Source organism: Azospirillum sp. TSO5 (genome assembly GCF_003116065.1).
Lineage (GTDB): Bacteria > Pseudomonadota > Alphaproteobacteria > Azospirillales > Azospirillaceae > Azospirillum.
The window spans coordinates 1-25,086 of the sequence record NZ_LGQY01000024.1 but is presented as its reverse complement, the minus strand read 5'-3'; the positions used below and the strand labels follow the sequence as shown (position 1 = coordinate 25,086).

24 protein-coding genes and 1 pseudogene are annotated in these 25,086 nt (G+C 68.7%); 4 read left to right on the top strand and 21 right to left on the bottom strand.

The features are described from left to right. Window positions 1-5: 5 nt before the first annotated feature. On the top strand, window positions 6-335 hold the full coding sequence (locus TSO5_RS33250) for a transposase (protein ID WP_282183492.1): 330 nt from the start codon (window positions 6-8) through the stop codon (window positions 333-335). A 40-nt stretch (window positions 336-375) separates the two neighbouring features. Here the strand turns inward: TSO5_RS33250 and TSO5_RS07005 are convergent, their stop codons facing one another. The 11 genes from TSO5_RS07005 to TSO5_RS06955 all read right to left on the bottom strand — a co-directional run bounded on the left by TSO5_RS07005 (window position 376) and on the right by TSO5_RS06955 (window position 12,644). Next, the gene (locus TSO5_RS07005; RefSeq protein ID WP_109150924.1) at window positions 376-1,959 is read right to left on the bottom strand and encodes an AMP-binding protein; all 1,584 of its coding nucleotides are present in this window, start codon (window positions 1,957-1,959) and stop codon (window positions 376-378) included. Between the two features lie 59 nt (window positions 1,960-2,018). Continuing rightward, the gene (locus TSO5_RS07000) at window positions 2,019-2,396 is read right to left on the bottom strand and encodes a cupin domain-containing protein (RefSeq protein WP_199230825.1); all 378 of its coding nucleotides are present in this window, start codon (window positions 2,394-2,396) and stop codon (window positions 2,019-2,021) included. Further along, complete coding sequence (locus tag TSO5_RS06995; protein ID WP_109150923.1) at window positions 2,393-3,268, bottom strand: branched-chain amino acid ABC transporter permease; 876 nt, start codon at window positions 3,266-3,268, stop codon at window positions 2,393-2,395. Before TSO5_RS06995 ends, TSO5_RS07000 begins: the two co-directional genes overlap by 4 nt. A gap of 15 nt (window positions 3,269-3,283) precedes the next feature. Beyond that, window positions 3,284-4,039, bottom strand: a complete 756-nt coding sequence (locus TSO5_RS06990) for an ABC transporter ATP-binding protein (RefSeq protein ID WP_109150922.1) — start codon at window positions 4,037-4,039, stop codon at window positions 3,284-3,286. Beyond that, window positions 4,036-5,049: a branched-chain amino acid ABC transporter permease gene (locus tag TSO5_RS06985; protein ID WP_158282380.1), complete on the bottom strand. Its 1,014-nt coding sequence runs from the start codon at window positions 5,047-5,049 to the stop codon at window positions 4,036-4,038. The genes TSO5_RS06990 and TSO5_RS06985 overlap by 4 nt, the downstream gene beginning before the upstream one ends. A gap of 10 nt (window positions 5,050-5,059) precedes the next feature. Continuing rightward, window positions 5,060-5,848 carry an ABC transporter ATP-binding protein gene (locus TSO5_RS06980; protein ID WP_109150920.1) on the bottom strand — a complete coding sequence of 263 codons (789 nt, stop codon included), beginning with the start codon at window positions 5,846-5,848 and terminating at the stop codon, window positions 5,060-5,062. Further along, a complete protein-coding gene (locus TSO5_RS06975) occupies window positions 5,845-6,996 on the bottom strand; it encodes an ABC transporter substrate-binding protein (protein ID WP_109150919.1) in 1,152 nt (383 codons plus the stop codon). The genes TSO5_RS06980 and TSO5_RS06975 overlap by 4 nt, the downstream gene beginning before the upstream one ends. Window positions 6,997-7,097: 101 nt before the next feature. Continuing rightward, window positions 7,098-8,642, bottom strand: a complete 1,545-nt coding sequence (locus TSO5_RS06970) for a hydantoinase B/oxoprolinase family protein (protein WP_109150918.1) — start codon at window positions 8,640-8,642, stop codon at window positions 7,098-7,100. 26 nt (window positions 8,643-8,668) lie between these two features. Next, window positions 8,669-10,747 carry a hydantoinase/oxoprolinase family protein gene (locus tag TSO5_RS06965; RefSeq protein ID WP_109150917.1) on the bottom strand — a complete coding sequence of 693 codons (2,079 nt, stop codon included), beginning with the start codon at window positions 10,745-10,747 and terminating at the stop codon, window positions 8,669-8,671. Beyond that, window positions 10,744-11,604, bottom strand: coding sequence for an IclR family transcriptional regulator (locus tag TSO5_RS06960; RefSeq protein ID WP_109150916.1), 861 nt, complete (start codon window positions 11,602-11,604; stop codon window positions 10,744-10,746). The genes TSO5_RS06965 and TSO5_RS06960 overlap by 4 nt, the downstream gene beginning before the upstream one ends. 224 nt (window positions 11,605-11,828) lie before the next feature. After that, window positions 11,829-12,644 carry an aldolase/citrate lyase family protein gene (locus tag TSO5_RS06955; protein WP_199230824.1) on the bottom strand — a complete coding sequence of 272 codons (816 nt, stop codon included), beginning with the start codon at window positions 12,642-12,644 and terminating at the stop codon, window positions 11,829-11,831. A gap of 196 nt (window positions 12,645-12,840) precedes the next feature. Between TSO5_RS06955 and TSO5_RS06950 the strand changes: the two are divergent. Then, window positions 12,841-13,358 (top strand): annotated as a pseudogene (locus TSO5_RS06950) (IS6 family transposase); the annotation flags it as partial. A 180-nt stretch (window positions 13,359-13,538) separates the two neighbouring features. Here TSO5_RS06950 and TSO5_RS06945 read toward each other — a convergent pair. The 9 genes from TSO5_RS06945 to TSO5_RS06905 form a co-directional block, all read right to left on the bottom strand. Then, on the bottom strand, window positions 13,539-14,822 hold the full coding sequence (locus TSO5_RS06945) for an amidase (RefSeq protein ID WP_109150914.1): 1,284 nt from the start codon (window positions 14,820-14,822) through the stop codon (window positions 13,539-13,541). 125 nt (window positions 14,823-14,947) lie between these two features. After that, window positions 14,948-15,646, bottom strand: a complete 699-nt coding sequence (locus TSO5_RS06940; protein ID WP_109150913.1) for an aldolase — start codon at window positions 15,644-15,646, stop codon at window positions 14,948-14,950. A 20-nt stretch (window positions 15,647-15,666) separates the two neighbouring features. Continuing rightward, window positions 15,667-16,452 (bottom strand): SDR family oxidoreductase, encoded by a 786-nt coding sequence (locus TSO5_RS06935; RefSeq protein ID WP_109150912.1) that lies wholly within the window; start codon window positions 16,450-16,452, stop codon window positions 15,667-15,669. Between the two features lie 43 nt (window positions 16,453-16,495). Continuing rightward, complete coding sequence (locus TSO5_RS06930) at window positions 16,496-17,353, bottom strand: aspartate dehydrogenase (protein WP_109150911.1); 858 nt, start codon at window positions 17,351-17,353, stop codon at window positions 16,496-16,498. A gap of 56 nt (window positions 17,354-17,409) precedes the next feature. After that, entirely contained in the window at window positions 17,410-18,312 is a 903-nt protein-coding gene (locus tag TSO5_RS06925; RefSeq protein WP_109150910.1) for a polysaccharide deacetylase family protein, read from the bottom strand. A gap of 28 nt (window positions 18,313-18,340) precedes the next feature. Then, window positions 18,341-19,300 (bottom strand): substrate-binding domain-containing protein, encoded by a 960-nt coding sequence (locus tag TSO5_RS06920; RefSeq protein WP_109150909.1) that lies wholly within the window; start codon window positions 19,298-19,300, stop codon window positions 18,341-18,343. Continuing rightward, entirely contained in the window at window positions 19,297-20,304 is a 1,008-nt protein-coding gene (locus TSO5_RS06915; protein WP_109150908.1) for an ABC transporter permease, read from the bottom strand. Before TSO5_RS06915 ends, TSO5_RS06920 begins: the two co-directional genes overlap by 4 nt. Next, a complete protein-coding gene (locus TSO5_RS06910) occupies window positions 20,301-21,305 on the bottom strand; it encodes an ABC transporter permease (RefSeq protein ID WP_109150907.1) in 1,005 nt (334 codons plus the stop codon). Before TSO5_RS06910 ends, TSO5_RS06915 begins: the two co-directional genes overlap by 4 nt. Next, window positions 21,302-22,789 carry a sugar ABC transporter ATP-binding protein gene (locus tag TSO5_RS06905; protein WP_158282379.1) on the bottom strand — a complete coding sequence of 496 codons (1,488 nt, stop codon included), beginning with the start codon at window positions 22,787-22,789 and terminating at the stop codon, window positions 21,302-21,304. The genes TSO5_RS06910 and TSO5_RS06905 overlap by 4 nt, the downstream gene beginning before the upstream one ends. Before the next feature lie 193 nt (window positions 22,790-22,982). Here TSO5_RS06905 and TSO5_RS06900 point away from each other — a divergent pair, with 193 nt between their 5' ends. Continuing rightward, a complete protein-coding gene (locus TSO5_RS06900) occupies window positions 22,983-23,996 on the top strand; it encodes a LysR substrate-binding domain-containing protein (protein WP_158282378.1) in 1,014 nt (337 codons plus the stop codon). Between the two features lie 70 nt (window positions 23,997-24,066). Next, window positions 24,067-24,777, top strand: coding sequence for an IS6 family transposase (locus tag TSO5_RS06895; protein ID WP_109150904.1), 711 nt, complete (start codon window positions 24,067-24,069; stop codon window positions 24,775-24,777). A 115-nt stretch (window positions 24,778-24,892) separates the two neighbouring features. On the opposite strand, the gene TSO5_RS06890 is transcribed toward TSO5_RS06895, so the two are convergent. Further along, a partial coding sequence (locus TSO5_RS06890; RefSeq protein WP_199230823.1) for a 2OG-Fe(II) oxygenase occupies window positions 24,893-25,086 on the bottom strand: 194 nt, incomplete at its 5' end.

Below are 25,086 nucleotides of genomic sequence, written 5' to 3'. Positions count from 1 at the left end.
AACCCGTGCCAGAGCTTTTGTCGCCGCGGGCGCGCCGCACCCGGCGGCTCGCCGGCGCGCAAGGGTGGGTTGGCGTCACCTGTGCGCGTCCCGCCAACCCCTCCGCCGTTTTGGACACTTGGCTCACAGACGCGCTGGCCTGCGGCATTCCGGCCGTCGAAACCTTCGCCGCCGGTGTGAGACAGGACGAGGCAGCCGTCAAGGCGGCCCTCACCATGCCCTGGAGCAGCGGGCAGGCGGAGGGGCAGGTCAACAAGTTGAAGCTGATCAAGCGTCAAATGTACGGACGTGCCAGCTTCGAGTTGCTGCGCCGTCGCGTCCTCCTCGCAGCCTAATCTACGCAAAGCGCGGGAGAACCGGGAAACGGGGGCCACCTCATAGCTGAGGTGTCCACCGAACCGGGGCAAGATCAGCCATGGCTTTCTCTCCATTCTTGTCTTGTGCACCGGCAACCAGACGCGCCCGCAGCTCGCGCTTCACCACCTTGCCGTAGTTGTTTTTCGGCAGCGCCTCGACGAACAGGTAACGCTTGGGCCGCTTGAAGCGGGCGATGCTGGCGTTGCAATGGGCGTCGAGGCTGTCGGGGGAAATGTCGCGGCCGGCTTCGGCGACGATGAAGGCGACGACGATCTCGCCCCATTCGGGATCGGGCTGGCCGGTGACGCAGACCTCGGCGACGTCCGGATGGCGCAGCAGCACCTCCTCGACCTCGCGCGGGTAGATGTTGGTGCCGCCGCTGATGATGACGTCCTTCGAGCGGTCGCGCAGGGTCAGGTAGCCGTGCCGGTCGAACGACCCCATGTCGCCGGTGTAGAGCCAGCCGCCGCGCAGCGCCTCGGCCGTCGCCCTGGCGTTGTTCCAATAGCCCGCCATCACCACGTCGCCGCGGCAGACGATCTCGCCCACCTCGCCGGGCGGCAGCGGCCGGCCGTCGGCATCCACCACCGCCACCTCGACGCCGCTGCGGGCGAAGCCGACCGACCCCAGCACCGCATCGTCGTCCGCGGCATGGTCGCGGCGGCGCAAGGACGTGATGGTCATCGGTGCCTCGCCCTGGCCGTAGATCTGGACGAAGACCGGCCCGAAGACCGCCAGCGACCGCCGCAGTTCCTCCACATACATCGGGCCGCCGCCATAGACGATGGAGCGCAGGTTGGCCGGCCGGCGCCCGCCGCGCTCCGCCTCCAGCCGCAGCCTCTGCACCATGGTCGGGGCCAGGAAGGCGCCGCAGCCGGGGTGGCGGTCGCAGAGATCGAGGAACTCCGCCGGTTCGAAGGCCGACGAGGCCGGAACCACCTGCCGGGCGCCGCGGGCGACATAGGCCGCCATGTAGAGGCCGGAGCCGTGCGACATCGGCGCCGCGTGCAGCAGGCTGCACTCCTCGTCCACCGCCTCGACATCGGCGAGATGGGCGATGGTCATGGCCAGCAGGTTGCGGTGCGACAGCATCGCCCCCTTGGACCGGCCGGTGGTGCCGCTGGTGTAGAACAGCCAGCCCAGCGCCTGCGGATCGGGATCGACCGGCCCGGTCCACTCCTCCGCCGCCGTCAGCGCCGCGTAATCGCTCCCGCCGATGACGATCCGGCGGCAGGAGGATGCCGGCGATCCGTCAAGCGCCTGTTCCAATCCGGGGGCCAGCTTGGGCGAGACGAAGACGGTGGTCGCGGCGGAATCCTCCAGGATCTGCACCAGCTCGCGCGGATGCAGCTTGGCGTTCACCGGCGTCGCCGCCATGCCGGCCGCCCAGATGGCGAAGAACAGTTCGACATATTCCGGCACATTCTCCGTCGCGATGGCGATGCGGTCGCCCGGCTGCCCCGAGGCCCGCAGCCCGCCGGCGATGCGCAGCGCGCGCGAGCGCAGCTCCGCGAAGCTGTGGACCGGCTCGGTGCCGCGGAACACCGCCCCGCGCTCGGGGAACCGGGTTGCCGCCTGATCCAGAAGGGAGAAGAGATTCACCGGCACTGTTCCCTTGTTGCACTGGTGCACTGCGTCGAATGGTGGATCGTTCGTTTGTGTTACAAATATTCTGGTCTCTTCGGCGTGAAGATGTCCAGGTTCAGAACCGGCTCGTCGCCGACGACTTCCCCCCAATGCTCGGCGTTGGGCGGAATGGCGAGCAGGCCGTTCGGGCCGACCAGATGCTGCTCGCCATTGACGTGGAAGCGGATGGTGCCGGCCAGGATGAAGACGATCTGCTCATGCACATGGCTGTGTGGGCGCGGCTCGTGGCCCGGCATCAGGCGATGCAGCGCCAGCGTGGCGCCCTCGCCGGTGAAGACCTTGCGCTCCACCCCCGGGCGCACCGGGGTCCAGGGCAGCGCGTCCCAGTCGACATTGGGAAGTGTCATCTCATCGATCTCCGAAAGTGAGGGGGCGCCGGTGGCACGGCTCATCTGGCCGGTCCGAGGATGCCGGACGGGCGCACGAACAGGAAAAGCAGCAGAATCGACAAGGCGACGATGGTCTTCAGTCCGGCCCCGAAGGCGAGAATGGCGACCGCCTGTATCACGCCCAACATCAGCCCGCCGAGGAAGGCGCCGAAGGGCCGACCGAAGCCGCCGATGATGGCGGCGATGAAGCCGGAGATGGCGAAAGGCACGCCGACGTCGAAGGCAGTGTATTGCGTCGGCGTCAGCATAATGCCGGCGACGGCGCCCAGCCCAGCGCTGAGAGCGAAGGCCAGCGCCAGCATCGAATGGACCGGGATGCCCTGCAGTGCCGCCGCCTCGCGGTTGATCGCGCAGGCCCGCATCGCCTTGCCGATGCGCGTGGTCTTGAAGAACAGCGCCAGCAGCGCCACGATGGCGAGCGATCCCGCGACGATCCACAGCGACTGAATGTTGACGGCGATCCCGCGCAGCATGACGGGCGGCAGGTCGGTGAAGACCGGCAGCGTCTTGGGCTGATCGTCGACCGCCAGATAGGTCAGGCGCTCGATGACGATCTGTGCGGCGAGCGTCGCCAGGATCATCACGAACATCGGGGCGTTGCGGTTCCACAAGGGGCGAACCACCACCCGCTCGACCGCCACGCCGAGCAGGGCCACGATCAGCACCGCCAGCAGGATGGCGAGGCCGTAGGGCAACTCGCCGCGCACCAACAGCACATGGGTGATCATGCCGCCCAGCATGACGAAGGCGCCCTGGGCGAAATTCACGATGCCGCTGGCGTTGTAGATCACGCAGAAGCCGATCCCGATCAGGCCGTAGACACAGCCGATGCCGAGACCGCTGACCAGACTCTGGCCGATGAGCGTTGCGTCCATGGGTCTCCTCCCCCGTCAGCCGAGATAGGCGGCGATGACGGCCGGATCCTGACGGATGTGGTCGGGCGCGCCCTGGGCGATCTTCTTGCCGAAATCGACCACCACCACATCGTCGGCGGTGTTCATCACCAGATGCATGTCGTGCTCGATCAGCAGGACCGCGGTGCCCTCCTCGGCGATGCGGCGGATCAGGGAGGACAGCCGTGCCGTCTCGTCGGCGTTCAGCCCGGCCGCCGGCTCGTCCAGCATCAGCAGCTTCGGTTCCGCGGCCAGCGCGCGGGCAACCTCCAGCAGCCGGCCCTGTCCGTAACTGAGGGCCGAGGCCGGCAGGTCGGCCGCGGCGCCCAGTCCGACCAGCTCCAGCAGTTCGCGGGCGCGCAGTTCGATCGCCGTCTCCATCTCGCGGACCCGGCGCGGGCGCAGCAGGGCCGCCAGCAATCCGCCCCGACTGCGCAGGTGGAAACCGACCTTCACATTCTCTACCGCGCTGAGATCGGCGAACAGCTTCACCAGCTGGAAGGTGCGGATCAGACCGCGCGCGGCCTTGGCCTCCGGCGCCTCGCGGGTGATGTCGGTGCCCTCGAACAGGATGCGGCCGGAGCTGGGCGCGATGGCGCCGGAGATCAGGTTGAACAGGGTGGTCTTGCCGGCCCCGTTCGGTCCGATCACTGCAGTGACGCTACGCGGCATCACCTGGAAACTGACCGCGTTCACCGCGACGAGACCGCCGAAGTTGCGGGTGGCGTCGCGGACTTCCAGACAGGCGGTCATGGCGCCGTCTCCCCTTTTCCACGATCAAGCCCAGGGCCGGGGGCCGGTTTCCGGTCGAGCGCGGCGAACAGGCCCGCCAGCCCACGCGGGGCGAAAATCAGCAGCAGGATCAGCGCGGTTCCGTAGGCCAAGTCCTGGTAGTCGCGGAAGGCGCGGAAGGTTTCCGGCAAGACGCTGACCACCAGCGCGCCGATCACCGGTCCTGCGACTGTGCCGATGCCGCCGACATACAGCATGGTGAAGGAGAGGATCACCATATGCAGGCTGAACACCTCCGGACTGACATAGCCGACCACATGGACGAACAGCGAGCCGGAGAAGGAGGCAAAGGCGGCAGCCAGCAGGAAGGAGACCAGCTTGTAACGCGCCACGTCGATGCCCAGCGCGCGGGCAGCGTCCTCGCTGCCGGCGAGACCGGCGAAGGCGCGACCCAGGCGGGAGCTGCGGATTCGTGCAACGGCGAACACGGTCGCGGCGACGCAGAGGCTGAGCATGATCAGCACCGCGCGGTCGCTTGCCAGCTCATGGCCGGCGATGTCGATGGGCGGAATCCCGGAAATGCCGAGATAGCCCATTGTGACGCTTTCCCACTCCACCGCGATCTCGTGGGCGATCAACCCGACGGCGAGCGTCGCCATCGACAGGTAATGCCCCTTGAGCCGCAGGGTCGGGTAGCCGATGGCGAAGGCCGCCGCCAGCGCGGCGAGGATGCCGGCGGCCATGGCGGGAAGCCAGCTCCATTCGTACTGCGTCGTCAGGATCGCCGAGGCGTAGCCGCCGACCGCCGCGAAGGCGCTCTGTCCGAAGGAGACCTGGGCAGTCAACCCCATGAAGATGTTCAGGCCAGACACGAAGATGGCGTAGATCAGGGCAAAGCCGACGACGGTGGCCGGGTAGCCGCCGGCGAAAAGCGCGTAGCCGACGATGCAGGCGGCGACCAGCCAGGGGGCCGCGCCGGCGAGCCGGCTGCGTGGCGCCGGCCGGGCCGGCACCGGAAAGACCTTGCGCAACTCTGGGCCCTTACGCGAAATAATATTGGGCAAGCTGGTCATGCGATTGGACCTCGCGGGGGTCGATGACGGCGGCGAGCCGGCCGAGCGACAGCAGATAGGCGCGGTTAGCCAGCTTCAGCGCCGAAGGGGCGCGCTGTTCCACCAGCACCACGGGCAAGCCGGAGCGGTTGAGGACGCCCAGCGTCTCCAGGATCTCCTCGGTCACCCGCGGGGCAAGGCCAAGGGACGGCTCGTCGAGCAGCAGAATCTTCGGGTCGGCCATCAGGGCGCGGCCGATCGCCAGCATCTGCTGCTCTCCGCCGGACATCGATCCGGCGGTTTGGCCGAGCCGTTCCTTGAGGCGCGGAAACAGCTCGAACACGTGGGACAGGCGGCGCTCCAGAGCTGCGCGGCCTTTTCGTCCGCCGCCGAGACTCCAGGCGCCGAGTTCGAGGTTCTCGGCAACCGTCATCGGCCCGAAGATGCCGCGCCCCTCAGGCACCAGCACCACTCCCCTCGATGCCACCGCCACCGGATTGCGGCGGGGCAGCGCCCTACCCTGGAAGCTGACCTCGCCGCCGGTGGCGACAAGCCCGAGGATGGCCCGCAGCAGGGTGGATTTTCCCGCCCCGTTGGGGCCGAGCACCGCCACCAGCTCGCCGGGTCCGACCTCGAAATCGAGTGGAGCCAGCGCCTGGACCTGACCGTAGCGGGCGCTGAGCCCTCTTGCCGCCAGGACCGGAGAAGCCGGAACGAACGCCACCGGTCCGGGAACCGTGACGGGAGACACCGCGGACGAGCGGAAGGCCGCCGTCATTGGACGATCTTCACCTTATCGCCGGCGATGGTCGCCAGGACGAAGGGGTTCGCGGTGATGCCCTGATGGTTGTCGGGCGTGAAGTTGTAGATGCCGGTGGTGCCCTGGAAACCGGTGATCGTCTCCATCCGGTCGCGCATGGACGGGCCGGCGGCCGATTTGCCCGCCTCGATGGCGGCCACGGTCAGCATCACGCCGTCCCAGCCGCGCGATGCCCAATTGGGATCGCGGTCACCGTACTTTGCGCGCCACGGTTCGAGAAACTTGGAGATTTCCGTCTTGGTCGCGCTTTCGGGCAACGCGTCGAACACCTGCGACGGCGAGGCGACGAACAGGAAGCGATCGCCCAGCACCTCGGATACCGGCTTGAAGACGGCCAGATCCTCCAGGCTGGTCAGCAGCAGCATGGTGGATCCCAGCTGCTTCATGTTCTTGGCGGCAGTCAGGGTGGTGCCGCCCAGCCCGATCTTGATGACCGCGCCGGCACCGGCCGACTGGAGCTTGGTAAGCTGGACGCTAAGGTCGGCGTCGTCCTGCTTGTAGGATTCGACGCCGACCACCTCCAGGCCGTACTTGCCGGCGACCTTCTCGGCGACGGATTTCTGCAGCAGCGCATAGGGTGTCGGATCGTGCAGGACCCCAACCTTTCGGATCTGCGTCTTGTCGCGCAGGTACTCGAACCGCTTCTCAATCTCGAACCCGGCTGGCGGCAGAGTGGTGAAGGCCCATTTCACCTGGGAGGCCTGCTGCGGCAGGATGGAGCAGAGCATCATCGGCTTTTCGGCCCGCGCCACCATCCCGGCGGCGGCAAAATTGCCGGCGGACACGCAGCCGCTGATGAAGACGTCGACCGCGTCGGAGGAGATCATCTTGCGATAGGCGGTCACCGCCTCCTGGGGTTCGGAGCGGTTGTCCTCAACCACCACCTCGACCTTCCGTCCCATGACGCCGCCCCTGGCGTTCAGGGCGTCGGCGGCGAGTTGCACGCCGTCGCGCCACGCGCGGTCGACGGTGGCAGCATAACCGGTCAGGCCGGCTGAGATGCCGATCTTCAGAACCTCTGCCGCGCGGGCCGGCGCCGTGCCTGCCAGCAGGGCCGCGGCCATCGCCGCAAGCGCGACGGTGCGCCGCGCGTTTCGCAAGGACATGATCCTATCCTCCCGTGTTTGGTTCGTTCTTTTTAAATGGCCGCTACAAGGCTCCCCCCTCCCCCGCTCGCACGAGGGAGAGAAGAGGTGGCGGTCCGCCCTTACAACGCCCCGTAGCCGCCGCCGCCAGGCGTTTCCAGCACCACCGCATCGCCCGCTCTCATGCTGAGCTTGCGTGCCTGGCTGACCGGTTCGCCATTGACCAGGAAGCGGCCGGGCTGGCCGGGATCGCCGCCGCCGAGCCCCTCCGGCCCCATGTCGAGCCGGCTCGGCACCGCGTTGAGCAGCCAGGGGTCGCTGGTGTTCATGTGGAAGGCGATGATCTGGCCGTCGCCGCCCGGCATGCGCCCCGCCCCACCCGAACCGCGCCGCAGTTCCTTGCGGTCGAACACGATGGGCATCGCCGCCTCCAGGATTTCCACCGGCACGGCGGCAACCCCGGTCGGGTAGCAGGTGGCGCTGGGGCCGGGCTTGTCGGCGCGCGCGCCCATGCCGCCGGAATAGTTGAACATCGACGAGGTGAAGGGCCTGCCGTCGGCCTTGCGGCCTTCGATCTGGATGGTCCACACGGCACCCGACCCTTCGGCCAGCACCTTCTCGGGGAAGACCTGATAGAGAGCCTTCAGGATCGGCATCGGCACATACATGCCGACGACATGGCGGGCGTTCACCGGCGCCGGGTAACGGCAGTTGATGATGGATCCTTCCGGCGCCTTGACCTGGATGGGAGCGAGGCTGCCGGTGTTGTTGGGCAACTCGTGGTTCAGGCAGCTGCGGATGGCGAAGGTGGCATAGGCATGGGTGTAGTTCAGGACGACGTTGATGCCGGTGGAGGTCTGCATCGAGCTGCCGGCAAAGTCGACCGTGATGGTGCCGGTTTCGGCGTCGATGGTCAGCGCCGCCTTCAGCGTGATCTTCTCGCCGCCCGGCACGTCGAAGACCGATTCCCCGTGATAGGTGCCGGGACGGAGCCGACGGATGGCGTCGCGGGTGTTCGCCTCCGACCGGTCGATGATCTCGTCGGACAGCGCCTCGATGTCCTCCAGCCCGTGGCGCTCGCACAGCGCGACCAGATGCTCGGCCGCCGCCTGTCCGCTCGACACCTGGGCGGCGAGGTCGCCGAACACCGCGTCGGGGGTGCGGACGTTGCGGCGGATCATAGCGTGCAGGACCGGGTTGGGCGTTCCCCGCTCGTACAGCTTGAGCGGCGGGATCCACAGACCTTCCTCGTGAACGTCGCGGGCGCCGGCGCCGATGCCGTAGCCGCCGATGTCGGTGTGGTGGATGGTCGAGCCGATATAGGCGATCAGCCGGTCGCCGCGGAAGATCGGCGTCAGGGTGGTGATGTCGAAGAAATGGCCCGCCGACAGCCAGGGATCGTTGGTGATCAGCACGTCGCCCGGTTCGCAGCGGCCGGCGAATTCCTTGACCAGATGGGCGCCGGCGAATGCCAGCGAATTGATGTGACCGGGCGTGCCGGTGTTTGCCTGGGCGACCATGCGTCCGCGCTGGTCGAACAGCGCGCAGGCGAGGTCGCCGGCCTCGCGGACGATCGGGCTGAAGGCGATGCGCTGCAACGCCTTGGCGCGCTCCGTCACAACGCCGATCAGGTTGGACCAGAGGATTTCGAGTTCAACGCCGTCCATGTTCCGGCTCCGATGGTAAGGTGTTGTCAGGCGTGGGCGGCGGGCGCCGCGGTGGCGACGATGCAGCCCATGGGGTCGATGGTGGCGACCCAGCCGGGGGGAATGGCCGTGGTGGTTTCGCGCTCTTCGATGATGCAGGGGCCAGTGACGGTCTGACCGACGGCGAGATCGCCGCGCTCGTAGACCGGAACCGCCTGTCCGTCCTGCCAGGCATGGACCGGACGGCTGCCCTTGGGCTTGCCCGGCGCGCTGGCCGGCTTGCCCGCGGAGTGGAAGCGGATGGCCGGACCCTGGACGGTGACGCGCCAAGTGACGATCTCGGCCGGGACGTGCGATGGGTTCATGCCGTAGAGCACGCGGTAGGTCTCGGCAAACTGGGCGACGCAGGCGTCGATGTCGCGCGCCTCGCGCGGGTCGCGGTCGAACATGACCGTGACCTCGTTCTGCTGGCCGGTGTAGCGCATGTCGGCGCCGATCAGCACCCGGACGTCGGCCGGGGCGCAGCCCGCCTCGGTCAGGGCACTGCGGCCCTCTTTCTCCAGGTCGGCGAGAATGCGCTCCACCCGCTCCCAGGCGACGCCGTCCAGGCGCATCAGGTCGCTGCGCACCAGATCGAGCCGCACCGGCGTCACCAGCGTGCCGAAGGCCGACAGGACGCTCGACTGCGGCGGCACGATGACCGAGGAGCTTTGCAGCAGCTCCGCCACGCCGCAGGCATGCAACGGACCGGCACCGCCGAAAGCGAAGAGCGGCAGTCCGCGGTAATCGACGCCGCGGTCGGTGGCATGGGAGCGCGCGGCCGACGCCATCGCCTCGGTCACCACGCGGTAGATGCCGCGCGCCGCCTGCACCGGCGTGCCGCCCAGCGCGCCGGCCAGTTCGGCGAAGGCCGCCTCGGTCGCCGCCCGGTCGAGCTTCATCTCGCCGCCGAGGAAATTATCGGCATCGATCAGCCCGAGCATCAGGTCGGCATCGGTGACGGTGGCGCTACGCCCGCCGCGGCCGTAGCAGGCCGGGCCGGGGTTGGAACCGGCGCTTTCCGGACCGACCTTCAGCAGGCCGAGGCTGTCGACATGGGCGATGCTGCCGCCGCCCGCCCCGATCTCGATCAGGTCGATGGAGGGCACCGTCACCGGTAGGCCGCTGCCCTCCTTGAAGCGGTAGCGGCGGTCGACCTCGAACAACCCGGTCACCAGCGGGGTGCGGTTCTCGATCAGGCAGGCCTTTGCTGTGGTGCCGCCCATGTCGAAGGACATCAGTCGGTCGATGCCGAGAATCTCGGCGTAGTGGCAGGCGGCGAGCGCACCGGCGGCGGGACCGCTTTCGATCATCCGCACCGGGTTGCGCCCGGCGGTCTCGGCACCGACAACGCCGCCGGAACTGAGCATGATCAGCGGCGTGTTGCCGAAGCCCTCGGTGCGCAGCCGGTCGCTGAGGCGACGCAGATAGGGCTGCGAGATCGGCATGGTGTAGGCGTTCACCGTCGCCGTCGAGGCGCGCGGATATTCACGGATCTGCGGCGCCACATCGGAGGAGGTGCAGATGAAGACGTCATTGAGCTGGCGCGCCAGTTCCGCTGCGACGGCCGCCTCGTTGGCCGGGTTGGCGAAGCTGTTGACGAAGCACACCGCCACCGCCTTCGCCCCGCTGTTGCGGAGGCGGTCGGCCAGCGCCGCGATGTCGTCCGCCACAGGCTCGACCAGAACCGTGCCGTCGGCCAGGGTCCGCTCGCGGAAGCCGAAGGTCAGCTCGTCCGGCACCAGCGGCTCGGGAAATTCGATCTGCGGGTCGTACATGTCGTAGCGGTGCTCGTTGCGGATGGCGAGCACGTCGCGGAAGCCTTCCGTCACGACCAGCGCCGTCGGCGGCCCCTTGCGCTCGATCAGCGCGTTGGTCACCACGGTGGTGGCGTGGACGACCACGCCGTCGACGTCGCTAGCTGCCACGCCAGCCTTCTTTAGTACCGACTGGACGCCGCCGAAGAAGCCGGACAGAAGGTCCTCGTGGGTGGTCAGGGTTTTGTCGACGGTCAGTTGGCCGTCGGAATTACGCAGCACGATATCGGTGAAGGTGCCGCCGATATCGACGGCGAGGGAATAGCTCATCGGCTCGATCTCCAGCCGAGACCACGGGAGATGGCTTGCGCGGCGGCAAGCAGCTTCTCCAGTTGCGCGGCATCAGGGGGGGAAGGGATGAATTGGGTCGCACCCACGATCGCGATCGAACCGGCGATCTGGTTGCGGTGGTCGAAGACGGGTGCCGCCAAGGCGTTGACGGCGGTGATCATTTCGTCGGCGGCAACCGCCCAGCCCTGGCGGTGGACGGCGTCCACCTCCGCTTTCAGGCGGCCGGCGTCGGCGATGGTGTTGGGGGTCCAGCGTTTCAGCGGCGCGGCCAAGGTCCGCGCGATGAGGGTCGGCGGCCCGAAGGCCATCCAGACTTTGCCGTGGGCGCTGGCATGCAGGTCGAAGCGGGTGCCGGGCCGGGTGCCGAATTCGATGACCGAGCGGCCCTGGATCAGGTCCAGGACCACAAGGTCGCCGTCGACCATCCGGCAGATGGTGACCGCCTGCCCGGTGGCGTCGCGCAGGCGCATCAGTTCCTCGCGGGCGGCGGACACCACGTCGAAGCGTGCACGCACCGCCTCCCCCAGGACCAGCAGTTTCACACCGACCTCGTACCGCCCGGTATCGGGATCCTGGCTTACGAGGCCGTGGCGCTGCAGCGTCACGAGATGGCGATAGATCGTGGCCTTCGACGCCGAAAGCGCTTCGGCGATGTGGGCCAAGGACAGGGGCTGGCTTTCATGCGCCAGGAATTCCAGCGCACGGATGGCGAGATCCAGCGTGCTGGTTCCCGCGGGCTCCTTCGCTTCTGCCTTCCGCCCGTCGATCTTGAGATCGGCAGACTTGGCAATGGCCCTTCGATCGACTGGCACCGCATCACTCCAGTAGCGTTTCAAATAATGAAATGTCGTTTCATGTGATTGGCGCGCCGGTAGGCAAACGACGGCCCTGACCGGCAGTTTGCAGGTTGTTTGCTAAGCTGTGTGGCTGGCGTTTTGAATATTGAAACGTCGTTTCAATATGTTTGTATGATTACGCCAATGATTCGTGCTGTCAACGTTATATTTACAGCAGGCGACCCCGCTCGTCCCCCCTTCTTCACAAGCGGCGGAACGACCCTTCAGCCACCGGATCCGTCCCTCATTCCGGCGAAATCGTCATGAATGCGGCTTGCCGCCTGACGCATCAACCCCAGATCGGAACCGATCATGAAGACCGTGGCCCCCAGCTTGGCAAAGGATTTCGCCTCCTCGACAGTCGCCGCCATTACACAGACCGGCATCCCGGCTTTGGTCGCGGCCTCAAGGATTTTCATGACCGCCGACCGGACTTCCGGCGCCTCGGGCGAAGCGGCCCCGAGAGCGACGGTAAGATCGGCCCGGCCGATGAAAACCGCATCCAGTCCTTCGGTGCCCATGATCGGATCCAGGACGTCGAGTGCCTCCGGATCCTCGATCATAGCGATAACGGCGACGGCGGCGTCCTGCGCTTCGACATGGGGCCACAACGCCACTCCGCCATAGCGGCCGGCCCGCGGCGAATTGGAGAATCCCCTCCTTCCGCCCCGGTAGCGGCAGGCCGACACGGCCGCCGCGGCAGCGTCCGGCGACGAAACATGAGGGATCAGCACGCCCGCCGCACCATCGTCGAGAGCCGCGAGGATTTGCGACGGGCTAGGTTCAGCGACCCGCACAAGGCCGGCGACACCGGCAGCGCGCGCGCCCAAAAGCGCCCTGTCGATGGTACTGCGGTCGAAGGGCGCATGTTCGGCATCGATCACTACGAAATCGAATCCAAGATCGCCGAACACTTCGACGGTATGGCTCGTCGGCGTCTTGATGAACGTTCCCAGTAACGTCTTTCGCTCCCTCAAAAGCTGCCGAAAGCCATTCGCAGCCGTCTGATGGTTCTTTCCTGACATTTTCTGCACTTTCATTCAGGGAAATCGGCTCGGACAGGCGGTCTTCGGCGCCCTGGGCAGCTTGCCGGGATAAAAGGAAGACACATGTCCGACTGTGAATAAGGCGGGACGCAGCCGACAGGCGCGCCGCCACGGCGATGTTAAGATACGACAGGTCTCATGAACAAATTATTTGTTGCGCAAACCGCAGGTACAGCCAGCGTGACGGGCCATCCGGCTGTACCTGCGGTTTGCGCTGAGTACCGGGTTGTTGAGGAGCTGCTCGTCGAACGCGGTGTTGACGTGTCCTACGAGACCGTCCGCCGCTGGGTCGTGAAGTTCGGGCCGGCGATCGCCGGCATCCTGCGGCGCCTGCGGCCGAGGCCCAGCCCGCGCTGGCATCTGGACGAGATGGTCGTAAAAATCGGCGACTGGCTGATGTACCTGTGGCGGGCGGTCGATGATGAGGGGGAGGTGCTGGAGGTGCTTGTCCAGCGCCGACGGGACAAAGCAGCGGCCCTCAAGCTGATGCGCAATCTGCTCAAGAAGCACGGCTTCGCGCCCACCCAGGTCACCACCGATAAGCATCGGTCCTACGGGTCTGCCTTCCGTGAGATCGGACCGACGGCCCGCCATGAGCAAGGCCGGCGACGGAATAGCCGGGCCGAGGTCTCGCACCAGCCGGTCCGGCGACGCGAAAGGAAGATGCAGCGCTTCAAGTCCCGTGGCTCCGCCCAGCGATTCGTCTCCCCGGTCGGCGATTCGCGGATGGGTGGACGGGCCGATTTCCAGGGCTTTTCCTGCGCCCACGCGGAAGCTTTCGGTGCCGCCGAGACCTCGAACATTCCGGTGCGCACACGTGTGCAGGTGGCCGGGCTGGTGGAGATCGAGGCGATGGTCGCCAAGGCAGGGTGACGGCCGTCGCGACAGTCAGGCGGGCCGGTCCGGCGGTCCGCCGAACCGGTCGGCGATCGCCAGGACCAGATCGTCCGCGCCCGGCCGCCCGACGATCTGGACCCCCACCGGCATCCCGTTGCGGTCGCGCCCGGCCGGCAGCGCCAGCGCCGGCAGGCCAAGCAGGCTGAAGGGGCGGTTGAAGCGCAGGAAGGCCAGGGTGGTGGCGCCGGCAATGGTCACGTCGTCGTCGTCGACACCATCCAGACGCGGAGCCGGCCCACCGATCACCGGACAGAGCAGGACGTCCGCCGCAGCGAAAGCCCCCTCGATCACCGCCGCCCGATGGGCCTCGCGGTCGCGCAATGCCTGGTCGTAGGCGTCGCGCCCCACCTCGGCCGCCGCGACCAGACGCCGCCGCACCGCCGCCGGATACCAATCCGGGCGCTCCACCAGCGCCGTCCGGTGCAGAGCCGACGCCTCGAACGAGGTGATGGTTCCGGCGCAGGCGTTCAGCGCGTCGAGCGACGGCAGGGCCACCTCGGCCGCCAGCGCACCGCCCTCGGTCATCCGGCGCAGGACGGACTGGATAACCGCGGCGACCTCCGGATCGACGCCGGTCCGGATCCATTCCGCCGGCAGACCGACCCGCAGAGGGCCATCGTGTTGTTCCATGGAAGCCGGATCGCGCAGCGCAGCGAACACCGCGCGTAGCAGGGCGGGATCGCGGGCAATGATGCCGATGACGTCCTGCGACGGCGACAACGGCGCGATACCGGGATCGCCGACGGCTCCGGCCGTCGGCTTGAAGCCGAGGACGCCGCACAGGGCGGCCGGAATACGCACCGACCCGCCAGTGTCGGTTCCTAGCGCAAAGGGCACGATGCCGGCCGCGACCGCCGCCGCCGACCCGCTCGACGACCCGCCGACGGCGAACCGCGCATCCACCGGGTTCAGCACCCGCCCGAAATAGGGATTCAGCCCGGTGGCGGCATAGCAATGCGGGTCGAGGTTCAGCGCCCCGATGGCGATGGCGCCGGCCGCCGCCAGACGGTCGAGCGCCACACTGTTCCGTTCTCCACCCCAGCGGTAGCCATGCCCGGCCCCCACCGTCGGCTGCCGCCCGACGGTGGCGAAAACGTCCTTGTAGGCGAAGGGCAGCCCCCAGGGCGCCGGTCGCGGATCCTCCACCGATAGGGCTCGCGCCCTCTCCTCCGCGTCGGGGAACAGCTCGATGAAGGCGTTGAGCCGGCTGGCGCGCGCCGCGGCCAGGGCGGCCGCGACGGCCTGGGCGGGGTCGCGGGGATACGCGGCGGTCATGCTGGGGCCCTTTCAACGATGGTGTCGCGGCGCGGGGGAGGACGGCGACCGCAACAACAGCGGCGGCGGCAATCCCGGAACGGCCCCGTCTTCGGCAGGCGGAAACGGGGCCGCCCGGCAGGGCGTCATACGTGACCGTAGCGCTCCAGCGCCTGCGCCAGGGTCAGGCCGTTCGACAGCTCCTCGCGGATGCGGATTTCGGTCGCCGTCAGCGCCTCCGATTCCGCCAGCACCTGCGGAACGATGGCCGCCGGGATGGCGAGCGCTCCGTCCTCGTCGGCCAGGATGAAGTCGCCCGGCTCGATCCTCACGCGCTCCACCGTGGCCCCGCGCAGGAAGACCGGAACCTGCCACGCGTTGACCTTCCAGCGGCCGATCGACTGCACCGGCGTGCGGTAGCGGGCGTAGACTGGGAAGCCGTGATGGCCGAGCCAGCGCACGTCGCGGATGCCGCCGTCGACCAGCGCGCCGGTGCTGCCGCGCTCCTTCATGCCGATGGCGATCAGCTCGCCGAAATAGCAGATGCCGTCACCGTCGCCGCTCCACACCGACACCTCGCCGGGCGACAGCCCCTGGCACGCCGCCATCTTGTCGGCATCGCCGCCCAGCGGATACGGGGTCATCTGGCCGCGGATGGTGTAGGCCCAGCCGGCCAGCCGCCCGGCGGTGGCGGGATAGGGCATGAATTCCGCCGCCAGCCCCTGATCGGGCCAACCCATCACGTCGAGCACGTCGGCGACGTTGGAGGTGTCGATGGCCAGGAAGCGGGTGCGGATGTCCTCGCGCTGCGCGGCGGTGAGGACAGTTTCGGTGCTGCTGCTCATACTGGGGATCCTTCGGACTTTCAGATGCTGGGGATATAGCCGCCGTCCACCCGCAGGGTGGAACCGGTGACGTAGGCGGCGCGCTCGCTGGCCAGGAAGGCGACGGCGTCGGCGTATTCGCGCGGCTCGCCGTAGCGGGCCATCGGGATGGCGGCGGTGCTCTCGGCGACGATTTCGGCGACCGGCCGCCCTTCGCGCGCCGCCTTGCTCTCGTCCAGGAAGCGGATGCGGTCGGTGGCGATGCGGCCGGGCAGGACGATGTTGACGGTCACGCCGTCGGCCGCAACCTCGCGGGCCAGCGACTTGGACCAGCCGACCAGGGACAGGCGCAGCGCGTTGGACAAGGCGAGGTTGGGGATCGGCGCGACGACGCCCGACGAGGCGCTGGTGACGATCCGGCCCCAGCGCCGCTGCCGCATGCCGGGCAGCACCCGGTCGGTGATGCGGATGACCGACAGCACCATCGCCTCGAACTGCGCCGACCAGATCTTCGGATCGACGCCGCTTGCCGGCGACGGCGGCGGGCCGCCGGTGTTGTTGACCAGGATGTCGATTGCGCCGAACCGTTCCTCGGCCAGGGCGACGTTGCGGTCGGTGGCGGCCGCGTCGCCCAGATCCCAGACGATGGGAAGGCAGGGTGCGGCAGTTTCGGTGAGGACGGCGCTGGTGCCGGCCAGCGACGGCGCGTCGCGGTCGGCGATGACGAGGTTGGCGCCTTCGCGTGCCAGCCCCAGGGCGATGGCGCGGCCGAGCCCGCCCCCGGCGCCCAGCACCAGTGCGGTGCGGCCGGAAAGTCCGAGATCCATGACGAATCCCCCTTCTGTTTTTCGTTTCTTGCCGAAGCGGCGCTCAAGACCCGACGCGCAGCGGGGCGCGCAGCTTGCGCAGATAGGCCAGCACCGAAAGGGCGGTGATGCGGCCGGTCTTCGGGTTGTCGGTCGGGATGTTCTCGATCGCCATGGTGAAGGTCGCCGAGTCCGCCTCGACCTCGATGCGGTGGGTGTTACGCTCCAGCGCCGGGTCGGCCCAGATCTCCAGCGTCGTGCGGTCGGGGCCGATGCCGGCCAGCGACAGCGCCACCGCCACGTTCAGGTTGGCGGGGAACCCGACCGCCGCCTCGCGCGGGGTGCCGTGGAAGATGCGCAGCGGGCCGGTGATGTCCTCGATGGCGATGTTGTTCTCGACCAGATAAGGGGCGCCGACCAGCCCGCGCACCGGCTTGCGCGTCACCATACGCACGGCGCGGATTTCCCCCTCCGCCGCCGCCGTCACCGCGTCGAGCCCGAGCAGCGCGCCGGTCGGCACGACGATCTGCCCGCCATGGGTGCGGGCTGTGGCGACCAGCCCTTCGTTGGCCAGCAGGGCGCCGGAGCTGAGCACCACCGCCGTCTTGCCGGCGCGGAGGAACGGCTCGACGATGCCCGGAAGCAGTGCTGCGGGAGCGCATTCGACGACGAGGTCGGCGAGCGGCTCCAGTTCGGCGATGTCCACCACCGGTACCGGGCGGGTCAGGGCAGACAGGCGGTCCGCCGCCGCCGCCTTGTCGCGGGCCGAGACGGCGGTCAGGACGCAGCCGTCGAGGCCCTCGTCGAGCGCCTCGACGATCTTCAGCCCGACGGCGCCGAGGCCGGCGACGGCGACCCGCAGCGGGGGCAGAACGCGGGCGTGCGCCGGGGTTTGGGACAGCCCAAGGGGCGTCTCAGTCATGATGAAACCTTTCGGATGGGAGCCGGCCCTAACGGTGGGCCGGCGTCAGGAACGGGTCAGGGTCTGGCCGGGGCGGTGGCTGCCGCCGGCGGCATCAGCCCGGCGAAATGGTCGGCGATCTGGCCGGCGGTGGCGAACCACACCTCGTCGCGGTGGGCGTCGAGATGCTCCAGCACCCGGCGGAACTGCTTGATGCGGAAGGGCTGGCCGACGATGAAGCTGTGGATGGTGATGCCGTAGGCGAGCGGCTGGTCCTTCGACTGGCGCAGCATCTCGTCGAAATTGTCGATGGCCATGTCGGCGAAGGCAGTCGCCGTGCCGTCATGCAGGACGACCATCGGCACGTCGTTCACCTCGTGCGGGTATGGCACGCTCAGCAGCGGCCCGCCGGTGGTCCGCATCCACACCGGCTGGTCGTCCATCGGCCAGTCCAGCGTGTAGCGGTAGCCGGCCTCGGCCAGCAGATCCTCGGTGTTGGCGCTGGGGTGGGCGCCGGGGCTCATCCAGCCGGCGGGGGCCTTGCCCTCGTGGCGGCGGATGGCCTCGGTCGCCTCGGCGATCAGGCGGCGCTCCTCCTCCAGGCTCATGCCGTTCTGGTGCTCGCCGTTGGTGCGGCCATGGGCGACGATCTCGTCGCCGCGGCGGCGCAGCGCCGCGACCAGTTCCGGGCAATGCTCGTAGCATTCGGTGTTGAGCAGCACCGTCAGCGGCAGGCGGTGGGCGTCGAACAGGTCGATCAGCCGCCAGCCGCCGACCCGGTTGCCATATTCCCGCCATGCCCAATTGTAGCTGTTGGGATGGCTCAAGCCCGGCGAATAGGGCAGCCCGAGACCGCTGCCGTAGGGGAAATGCTCGACGCAGAGCGCCACATAGACGGCCAGCCGCTTCCCCCCCGGCCAGGAGAAGTCGGGACGGTCGGTGATCGCGGAATAGGGAAAGCGGTTGTGGGAGGGGAGCATCGCTTGTCCTGCCTTCGGTTCGATGTGTTCAGGGCCGGTAGTCGGCCGGGGCGACGACCGAGCTTAGATCGACCTCGCCCAGCGTGTCAGAGGTGACGAGCAGGGCCGGCAGCACGACCTTGGCCTCGACCGGCTTCTTGTCGGCGGCGGCCAGCGCCTGGGTGAAGGCGGCACGGCCCTGCGCCACCACCTGCTGGATGGAGGTGCAGGCCAGCTCTCGGTCCTTCAGCAACTGCTGCGCCGTCGGGCTGAAGTTGGAGGCGGAGACCCGCACCGCCGGCACGCGCCCGGCGGCCTTCATCGCGGCGACCACGCCGGCCGCCATGTCGTCGGTGGCGGCGTAGACGCCCTTCAGCTCGGGGAAGCGCTGGGTCCAGTCCTCCGCCGTGGTCAGGGCGGCGTTGCGGTTGTCGGCCAGCCGGGATTCGGCGACGACCGTCACCTCCGGCGCCTCCTTCGCCAGCGTCTCGCGGAAGCCCTTGGCCCGCAGGTCGGACCAGGCCTGCCCGGTCGGCCCGGCCATCATCGCCACCTCGCCCTTGCCGCCGATGGCTTTTGCCAGACAGCGGGCTTGGAGACGGCCCATGTCGTAATGGTCGGCGCTGACCGTCGCGCTGAGCCGGTCGCTGTTGGGCGGCGAGGAGATGCCGACCACTGGGATGCCGCGGCCGACCGCCTGCTCCACCACCGCCCGCACCGCGTCGCCGTTGGTGGCGCCGACAATGATGGCGGCGACGCCGCGCTGGGCCAAATCCTGGATCTGGGCGATCTGCTGGCTGGTGTTGGCGTCGCCGCCGGCGTTCAGCTTGACCAGCGTGACGCCGGCGGCCTTGGCCTCCTGCTCCGCCCCATAGACGGCGGAGATCCAGAAGGACGAGGCGAGGTTGGGGATGGCGAAGCCGATGGCCTTGTCCTGTGCCAGGGCCGGTGCGGTAGAGAGCAGGAGGGCGGCGAGGCTTCCGGCGAAGCGGGTCGGGGAGCGGGTCATGTCCGTGTCCTTGGATGGGAGTGGAAGGAGGGCAGCGAACGGATGAGCGTTTCGAGAAGGCCGGAGGCGATGATGACTACCCCGACAGCGATCTGGGCGACGAAGGGCGAGACGCCCTGGAGGTTGAGACCGGTCAGCAGCACCTGGATGAAGGCCGCCCCGGTCACGACGGCGGTCACGCTGGCAATGCCGCCGCTGAGCGCGGTCCCGCCGATGACCGCAGCGGCGATGGCCTGAAGTTCCATCCCCGCCCCTTCAGTCGGCAGGCCGGAGCCGGCCCGGACCGTCATCAGCACCCCGGCGAGGCCGGCGAACAGGCCGCACAGGCCATAGGCCCAGAGCTGGACGCGCCGGGTGTCGACGCCGACCAGCGCCACCGCCTCGGGATTCGATCCGGCCATCAGGATGCGTCGGCCGGCGAGGCTGCGGCCGACCAGCAGGGCCGCTCCGACCGTCAGGACCAGCGCCGCCCAGCTGGAGGCGGGCAGGATCGGCATCGGCTCGAAGCCGAGGCGGGTCACCGCGCCGGCCGCGTCGAGCGGCACCACCTGTCCATCGCCGGTGATCAGCAGCGACAGGCCGCGCACGGCGATCAGGCTGCCCAGCGTAGCGACCACCGGCTGGAGGCCGAGCGTGCCGACCAGCGCGCCGTTGACCAGCCCGCATAGCAGCCCGGCCAGCGCCCCGGCGGCCAGCCCGGGCAGGCCCCAGGCGTTGCAGGCCATCGCCGCGCAGACGCTGGACAGGGCGGCGACGGCGCCCACCGAGATATCGAAGCCCCTGGTTGCCAGCACGAACATCTGGCCGATGGCGAGCAGGGCGAGGACCCAGACCTGCGCCCCGATGTTGGCGGCGTTGCCCAGGCTGAGGAAGCGCGGCGCGGTGGCAGCGAACACCGCCACCGCCAGGACCAGGCAGAGCGGCGCGACCCGGAAGGGAATGGGAAGGATGGAAGCGGCGGCGCGCAGGCCATCGGCGGAGCGGCGCGGAATACGGGCGCTCATGACCGGTCCTCCTCTGGCTGGCGGGTGGGCCGGACCGGCAGCAGAAGAAGAAGCCGGGGCAACTGCTGGAGGATCACCGCACCGAGGATTACGGCGGCGATCATCAGCTGCTGGTAGGCGACGGGCAGGTTCAGCAGCACCACCGCGTTGTTCAGCATGGCGATGACCAGCACGCCGCACAGCGTCTGCACCGCCCTCCCCTGCCCGCCGGCCAGCGGGATGCCGCCGACGGCGCAGGCCGCGATGGTTTCGAACGGCAGGTTGGGGGCGAGGCCGGGCTGGCCGGAAGCGACCCGGCTGGTCAGGATGACGGCGGCGAGCGCGCAGAAGGCGCCGGCCAGCAGATAGCCCGCCAGCACCGACCGCCACACCGTGATGCCGGACAGCCGCGCCGCCGTGCCGTTGGCGCCGACGAGGTACCAGAGCCTGCCGGCGCGGGTGTGGGCGAGCAGGAGGTGCAGCAGGGCGAAGCTTGCCGCCGCCGCCAAGATCGGCACCGGGATGCCGGCGACCCGGCCGCGCGCCGGCCAGGAGAAGGCGTCGCTCGGCGGCGCGTCGATCGGCAGCCCGCCGGCCAGCACCGCCGCCCCGCCGCCAGCCACCATCAGCATGCCGAGCGTGACGAGGAAGGGCGGCAGGGAAAAGCGCGCGACCAGCGTGCCGTTGACGAGGCCCACCACCAGCACCGCTGCCGCGCCGGCCGCGAAGCCGCCCACCACCCCGGCGGACGGCAGGGCCAGCACCGTCACCACGCTGGCCAGCGCCGCCGACGCGCCGAAGGAGAACTCGATCCCGCCGAGGATCAGCACGATGGTCTGGCCGCAGGCGGCGATGCCGAGGATGGAACCGACCCGCAGCAGATTTTCCAGATTGCCGGCGCTGGCGAAGCGCGGCACCGCCAGGGCGAAGACGCAGAACAGCAGCAGGACGACCCAGACGGCGGCGGGCGGGTTGAGACGGCCGGAGAAGGGGCGCGGCCGGGCGCCGCTCAGGGCCATCATGCCGCCCTCCGTCCGGCCAGCCGGTCCATCAGGGCGGCGCGGCCGGTGCCGCGCGGCAGTTCGCCGTCGAGGCTGCCGTGCCGCACGACCAGGATGCGGTGCGACAGGGCCATGACCTCGTCGAGGTCGCTGGAGGCGACGACGACGGCGACACCCCGGCCCGCGGCCTCGACCAACGCGTCGTGAATGGTTTCCCGCGCGGCGATGTCGACGCCCCGCGTCGGTTCCAGCACCACCAGGACCCGCAGGTCCGGTACCGCCAGATTGCGCGACAGCAGCAGCTTCTGCTGGTTGCCGCCGCTGAATCCGGCGGCCGGCCGCTCCGGCTGGAAGGGGTGCAGGTTCAGCCGGCGCAGCCAGGGCATCAGCGCCGCCGCCTCACCACCCGGCCGCAGCAGCCCGCCGCGCGAGAACAGCGCGACGGTCGAGGAGGAGGCGTTCTGGAGCGCCGCCAGCGGGCCGAACAGTCCCTCGGCGTGGCGGTCGGCCGGAACATAGCCGACCCCGGCGGCGACGGCCCGCGCGCGGTCGCCCGGCGGCAGCGCTTCCCCCCGCACCGCGAGCGTGCCGGCGGCGACCGGCCGGGCTCCCGCCAGCGCCGCCGCCAGTTCCAGGGAGCCCGAACCGACCAGCCCGGCCAGCCCGACGATCTCGCCCGCCCGCACGGTGATGTCGGCGGGAGCGTCTGCGGGCCCCAGCCGCAACCCGGTCGCGGTCAGCACCGGACCGCCCGGCTGCGGCAACGCGCGGTCGCCGGACTCCACCATGTCGCCCAGCATGGCGCGGACCAGCTCGGCACGGCTCAGCGAGGCCAGCGGCTCGGCGTCGATCACCGCGACGCCATCACGCAGGACGGTGACGTCGTCGGCCAGCGCCTCGATCTCGTCGAACTTGTGGCTGATGAAGAGGACGGCGGTGCCCTCCGCGCACAGGCGGCGGACCACGCCGAACAGCCGGTCGGTCTCATCATGGGTCAGGGCGGCGGTCGGCTCGTCCAGTACCAGCAGCTTGCAGCGCTGCCCCAGCCCGCGGGCGATCTCCACCAACTGGCGCTCGCCGACCGACAGCCGCTCGACCGGAAGATCGAGGTCGCAGCCGAGGCCGACCGCGTCCAGCCAGGCCCGCGCCGTGGCGCGCGGCACCAGGGCCGGCCGGGCGCGCAGCCCCGCGGCACCCGCGATGGCGAAGGCCGACAGGTTCTCCAGCACCGACAGATGGGGGAACAGGCTGAGATGCTGGTAGATCGGGATCACCCCGGCGGCAATCGCCTGCCGCACCCCGGCGAAACGGGTCGGAACGCCGTTCAGCGCGATCCGCCCGCGGTCGGGCTGGATCGCGCCGACGACGATCTTCACCAGCGTGCTCTTGCCGGCGCCGTTCTCGCCAAGAAGCGCATGGACCTTTCCCGGCCGCAACCGCAACGAAGCGTTGCGCAGGGCGCAGGTTGCCCCGTAACTCTTGGCAATGCTGCTGACTTCGAGCACCCAATCCTTACCGGGATCGCCCCTTGTCTGTCGTGTCATGACTGTTCGTGTCACGGTAACCCTCGCGCTTGCCCTGTTTCTTTTGAACTCTGACGGTTCAGTGACAGGAAGCGTGCCAAAGGACCCCGACCCTCACAAACGACTTGTTCGGCCCTTATGCATGACCTAGGCTCATCCATGGGAGGCCATGCCGATGCCGAAACGACCGCTGCCGCCGCTCAACACCCTGCGCGGGTTCGACGCCGCCGCGCGGCACCTCTCCTTCACGCTGGCGGCCGACGAGCTGCACCTGACCCAGGGCGCAATCAGTCGGCAGGTGCGCGACCTCGAACTGGCGCTGGACTGCCAGCTGTTCCGCCGCATGACCCGGCGCATCGAACTGACCCCGGAGGGCGAGGATTTCGCCCGCACCGTCCGCGACTGCCTGGGCGAGCTGGAGCGCTCGGCGCAGCGGATCGGCCGGTCGCGGACGATGCGCACACTGACCATCTCGATCCTGCCGACCATCGCGTCGCTGTGGCTGATGCCGCGCCTGCATCTGTTCACGCAGGCCAACCCCGGCGTCGAGGTGCGGATCATCTCGTCGATCGAGCCGTCGAACCTGCTGGCGCACGAAGCCGACATCGCGATCCGCGTCGGCCGCATTCCGGGCCGTCGCTACGAGCGTGGACAGCCACGCATAAATCTGGACATGGTGACGAGCTGGGATGGCGTACAGGCGGACGAGCTGTTCCCCGACATCCTCCGCCCGGCCTGCGCGCCGGAGCTTGCAGGCGAGGCGATGCTGGAGGACGGGCGGCCGGTGGTGCGCCTGCCGCTGATCCACACCTCCAGCCGCCGGCACGCCTGGCCGGACTGGCTGAAGGCGACCGGCGGACAAGCCATCGCCGGAACCGGCGGCGAGCTGGAGTTCGGCCATTTCTTCATGTCGCTCGACGCCGCCCGGCAGGGCCGCGGGATCGCCATCGTGCCCGACATCCTGCTAGCGCAGTACGACCGCCGCGCCGAACTGGCGATGCCGCTGCCATCCGAGGTGCGCAGCGCTGGCGAATATTACCTGCTGATCCACGAAAGCCGGCTGGACGATCCCCGGACGCAGGCTTTCCGCGGCTGGATCCTCGCGGAATCCCGCAAGGCGCGCGATGGGTTGACGCCCTTGGTCGATCCGAGCGTCAGCACTATTCTTTCTCATCTTTCCGATCTTTAGCGCTGCAACCGGCATCGTCACATAAACGTCGGTGCTGGCGAGCCGGAGGTTCGCTGGGCATGGTAGCGGGATGAGACGCGAGCCCGATCCACATTACCGCCACCGCTTCCCTGCCGAGCTGATCGCGCACGCAGTTCGGCTGTACCACACGTTCCCGTTCAGCTTTCGAGACGTTGAACTGCTCCTAGCCGAGCGTGGCGTCGAGGTCTCCTACGAAACGGTCCGGCGCTGCTGTCGCAAGTTTGCCCAGACCTTCGCCAATCGGCTCCGCCGACGGCGTCCTCGGCCCGGCGAGCGCTGGCACTTGGACAAGGTGTTCCTCAAGATCAATGGTGTCCAGCACTACCTCTGGCGCGCGGTCGACCAGGAGGGTGTGGTGCTCGACATCCTGGTGCAGAGCCGGCGCAACACCAAAGCGGCCCTGCGCTTCTTCTGGAAGCTGTTGAAGGGCTCGCATTACGCACCGCGTATCGTGGTCACCGACAAACTGAAGTCGTACGCTGCCGCCAAGGCCAAGATCATCCCCGGCATCGAGAACCGGCAAAGTCGCTACCTCAACAACCGTGCCGAGAACTCGCACAAACCCACCCGCCTGCGCGGGCGACGAATGAAGCGCTTCACATCACCGCGCCAAGTTCGGCAGTTCCTGTCCGCCCATGGCCCTTTTCACCAACATGGCCATCCGTGCCGGCACCTCATGACGGCAGTCGAATATCGGGCCTACCGAGCTGACGCCTTCGTCGTCTGGCAACAGGAGATGTGTGTCCTCAAGGCGCCTTGATGTATGGAGGTCGGCGGCGGCCGCTATCTTCCTTGCCTCGCTTAAGTTAACGTGACAGAGCCGCGTGAACTGTTCCGAGTAGAACCTACAAAGCGCAATCACTTTACCGCGACCATCACTCCGGGGTGTGGAACCAGCCGTTGATGGTAATGCGACCATCCAGCGGATCAGCACTGTCACAGGTGACCGGCAGCACCTCATGCAGGCGATCAGCCGGGAAGAAGACCAGGCTGTTATTGATAGGGGCGATGCGTGTGTAATGACCGTTCGCATTGCCCTCCTCATCGTCGTGAAGCAACAGATCGCCAC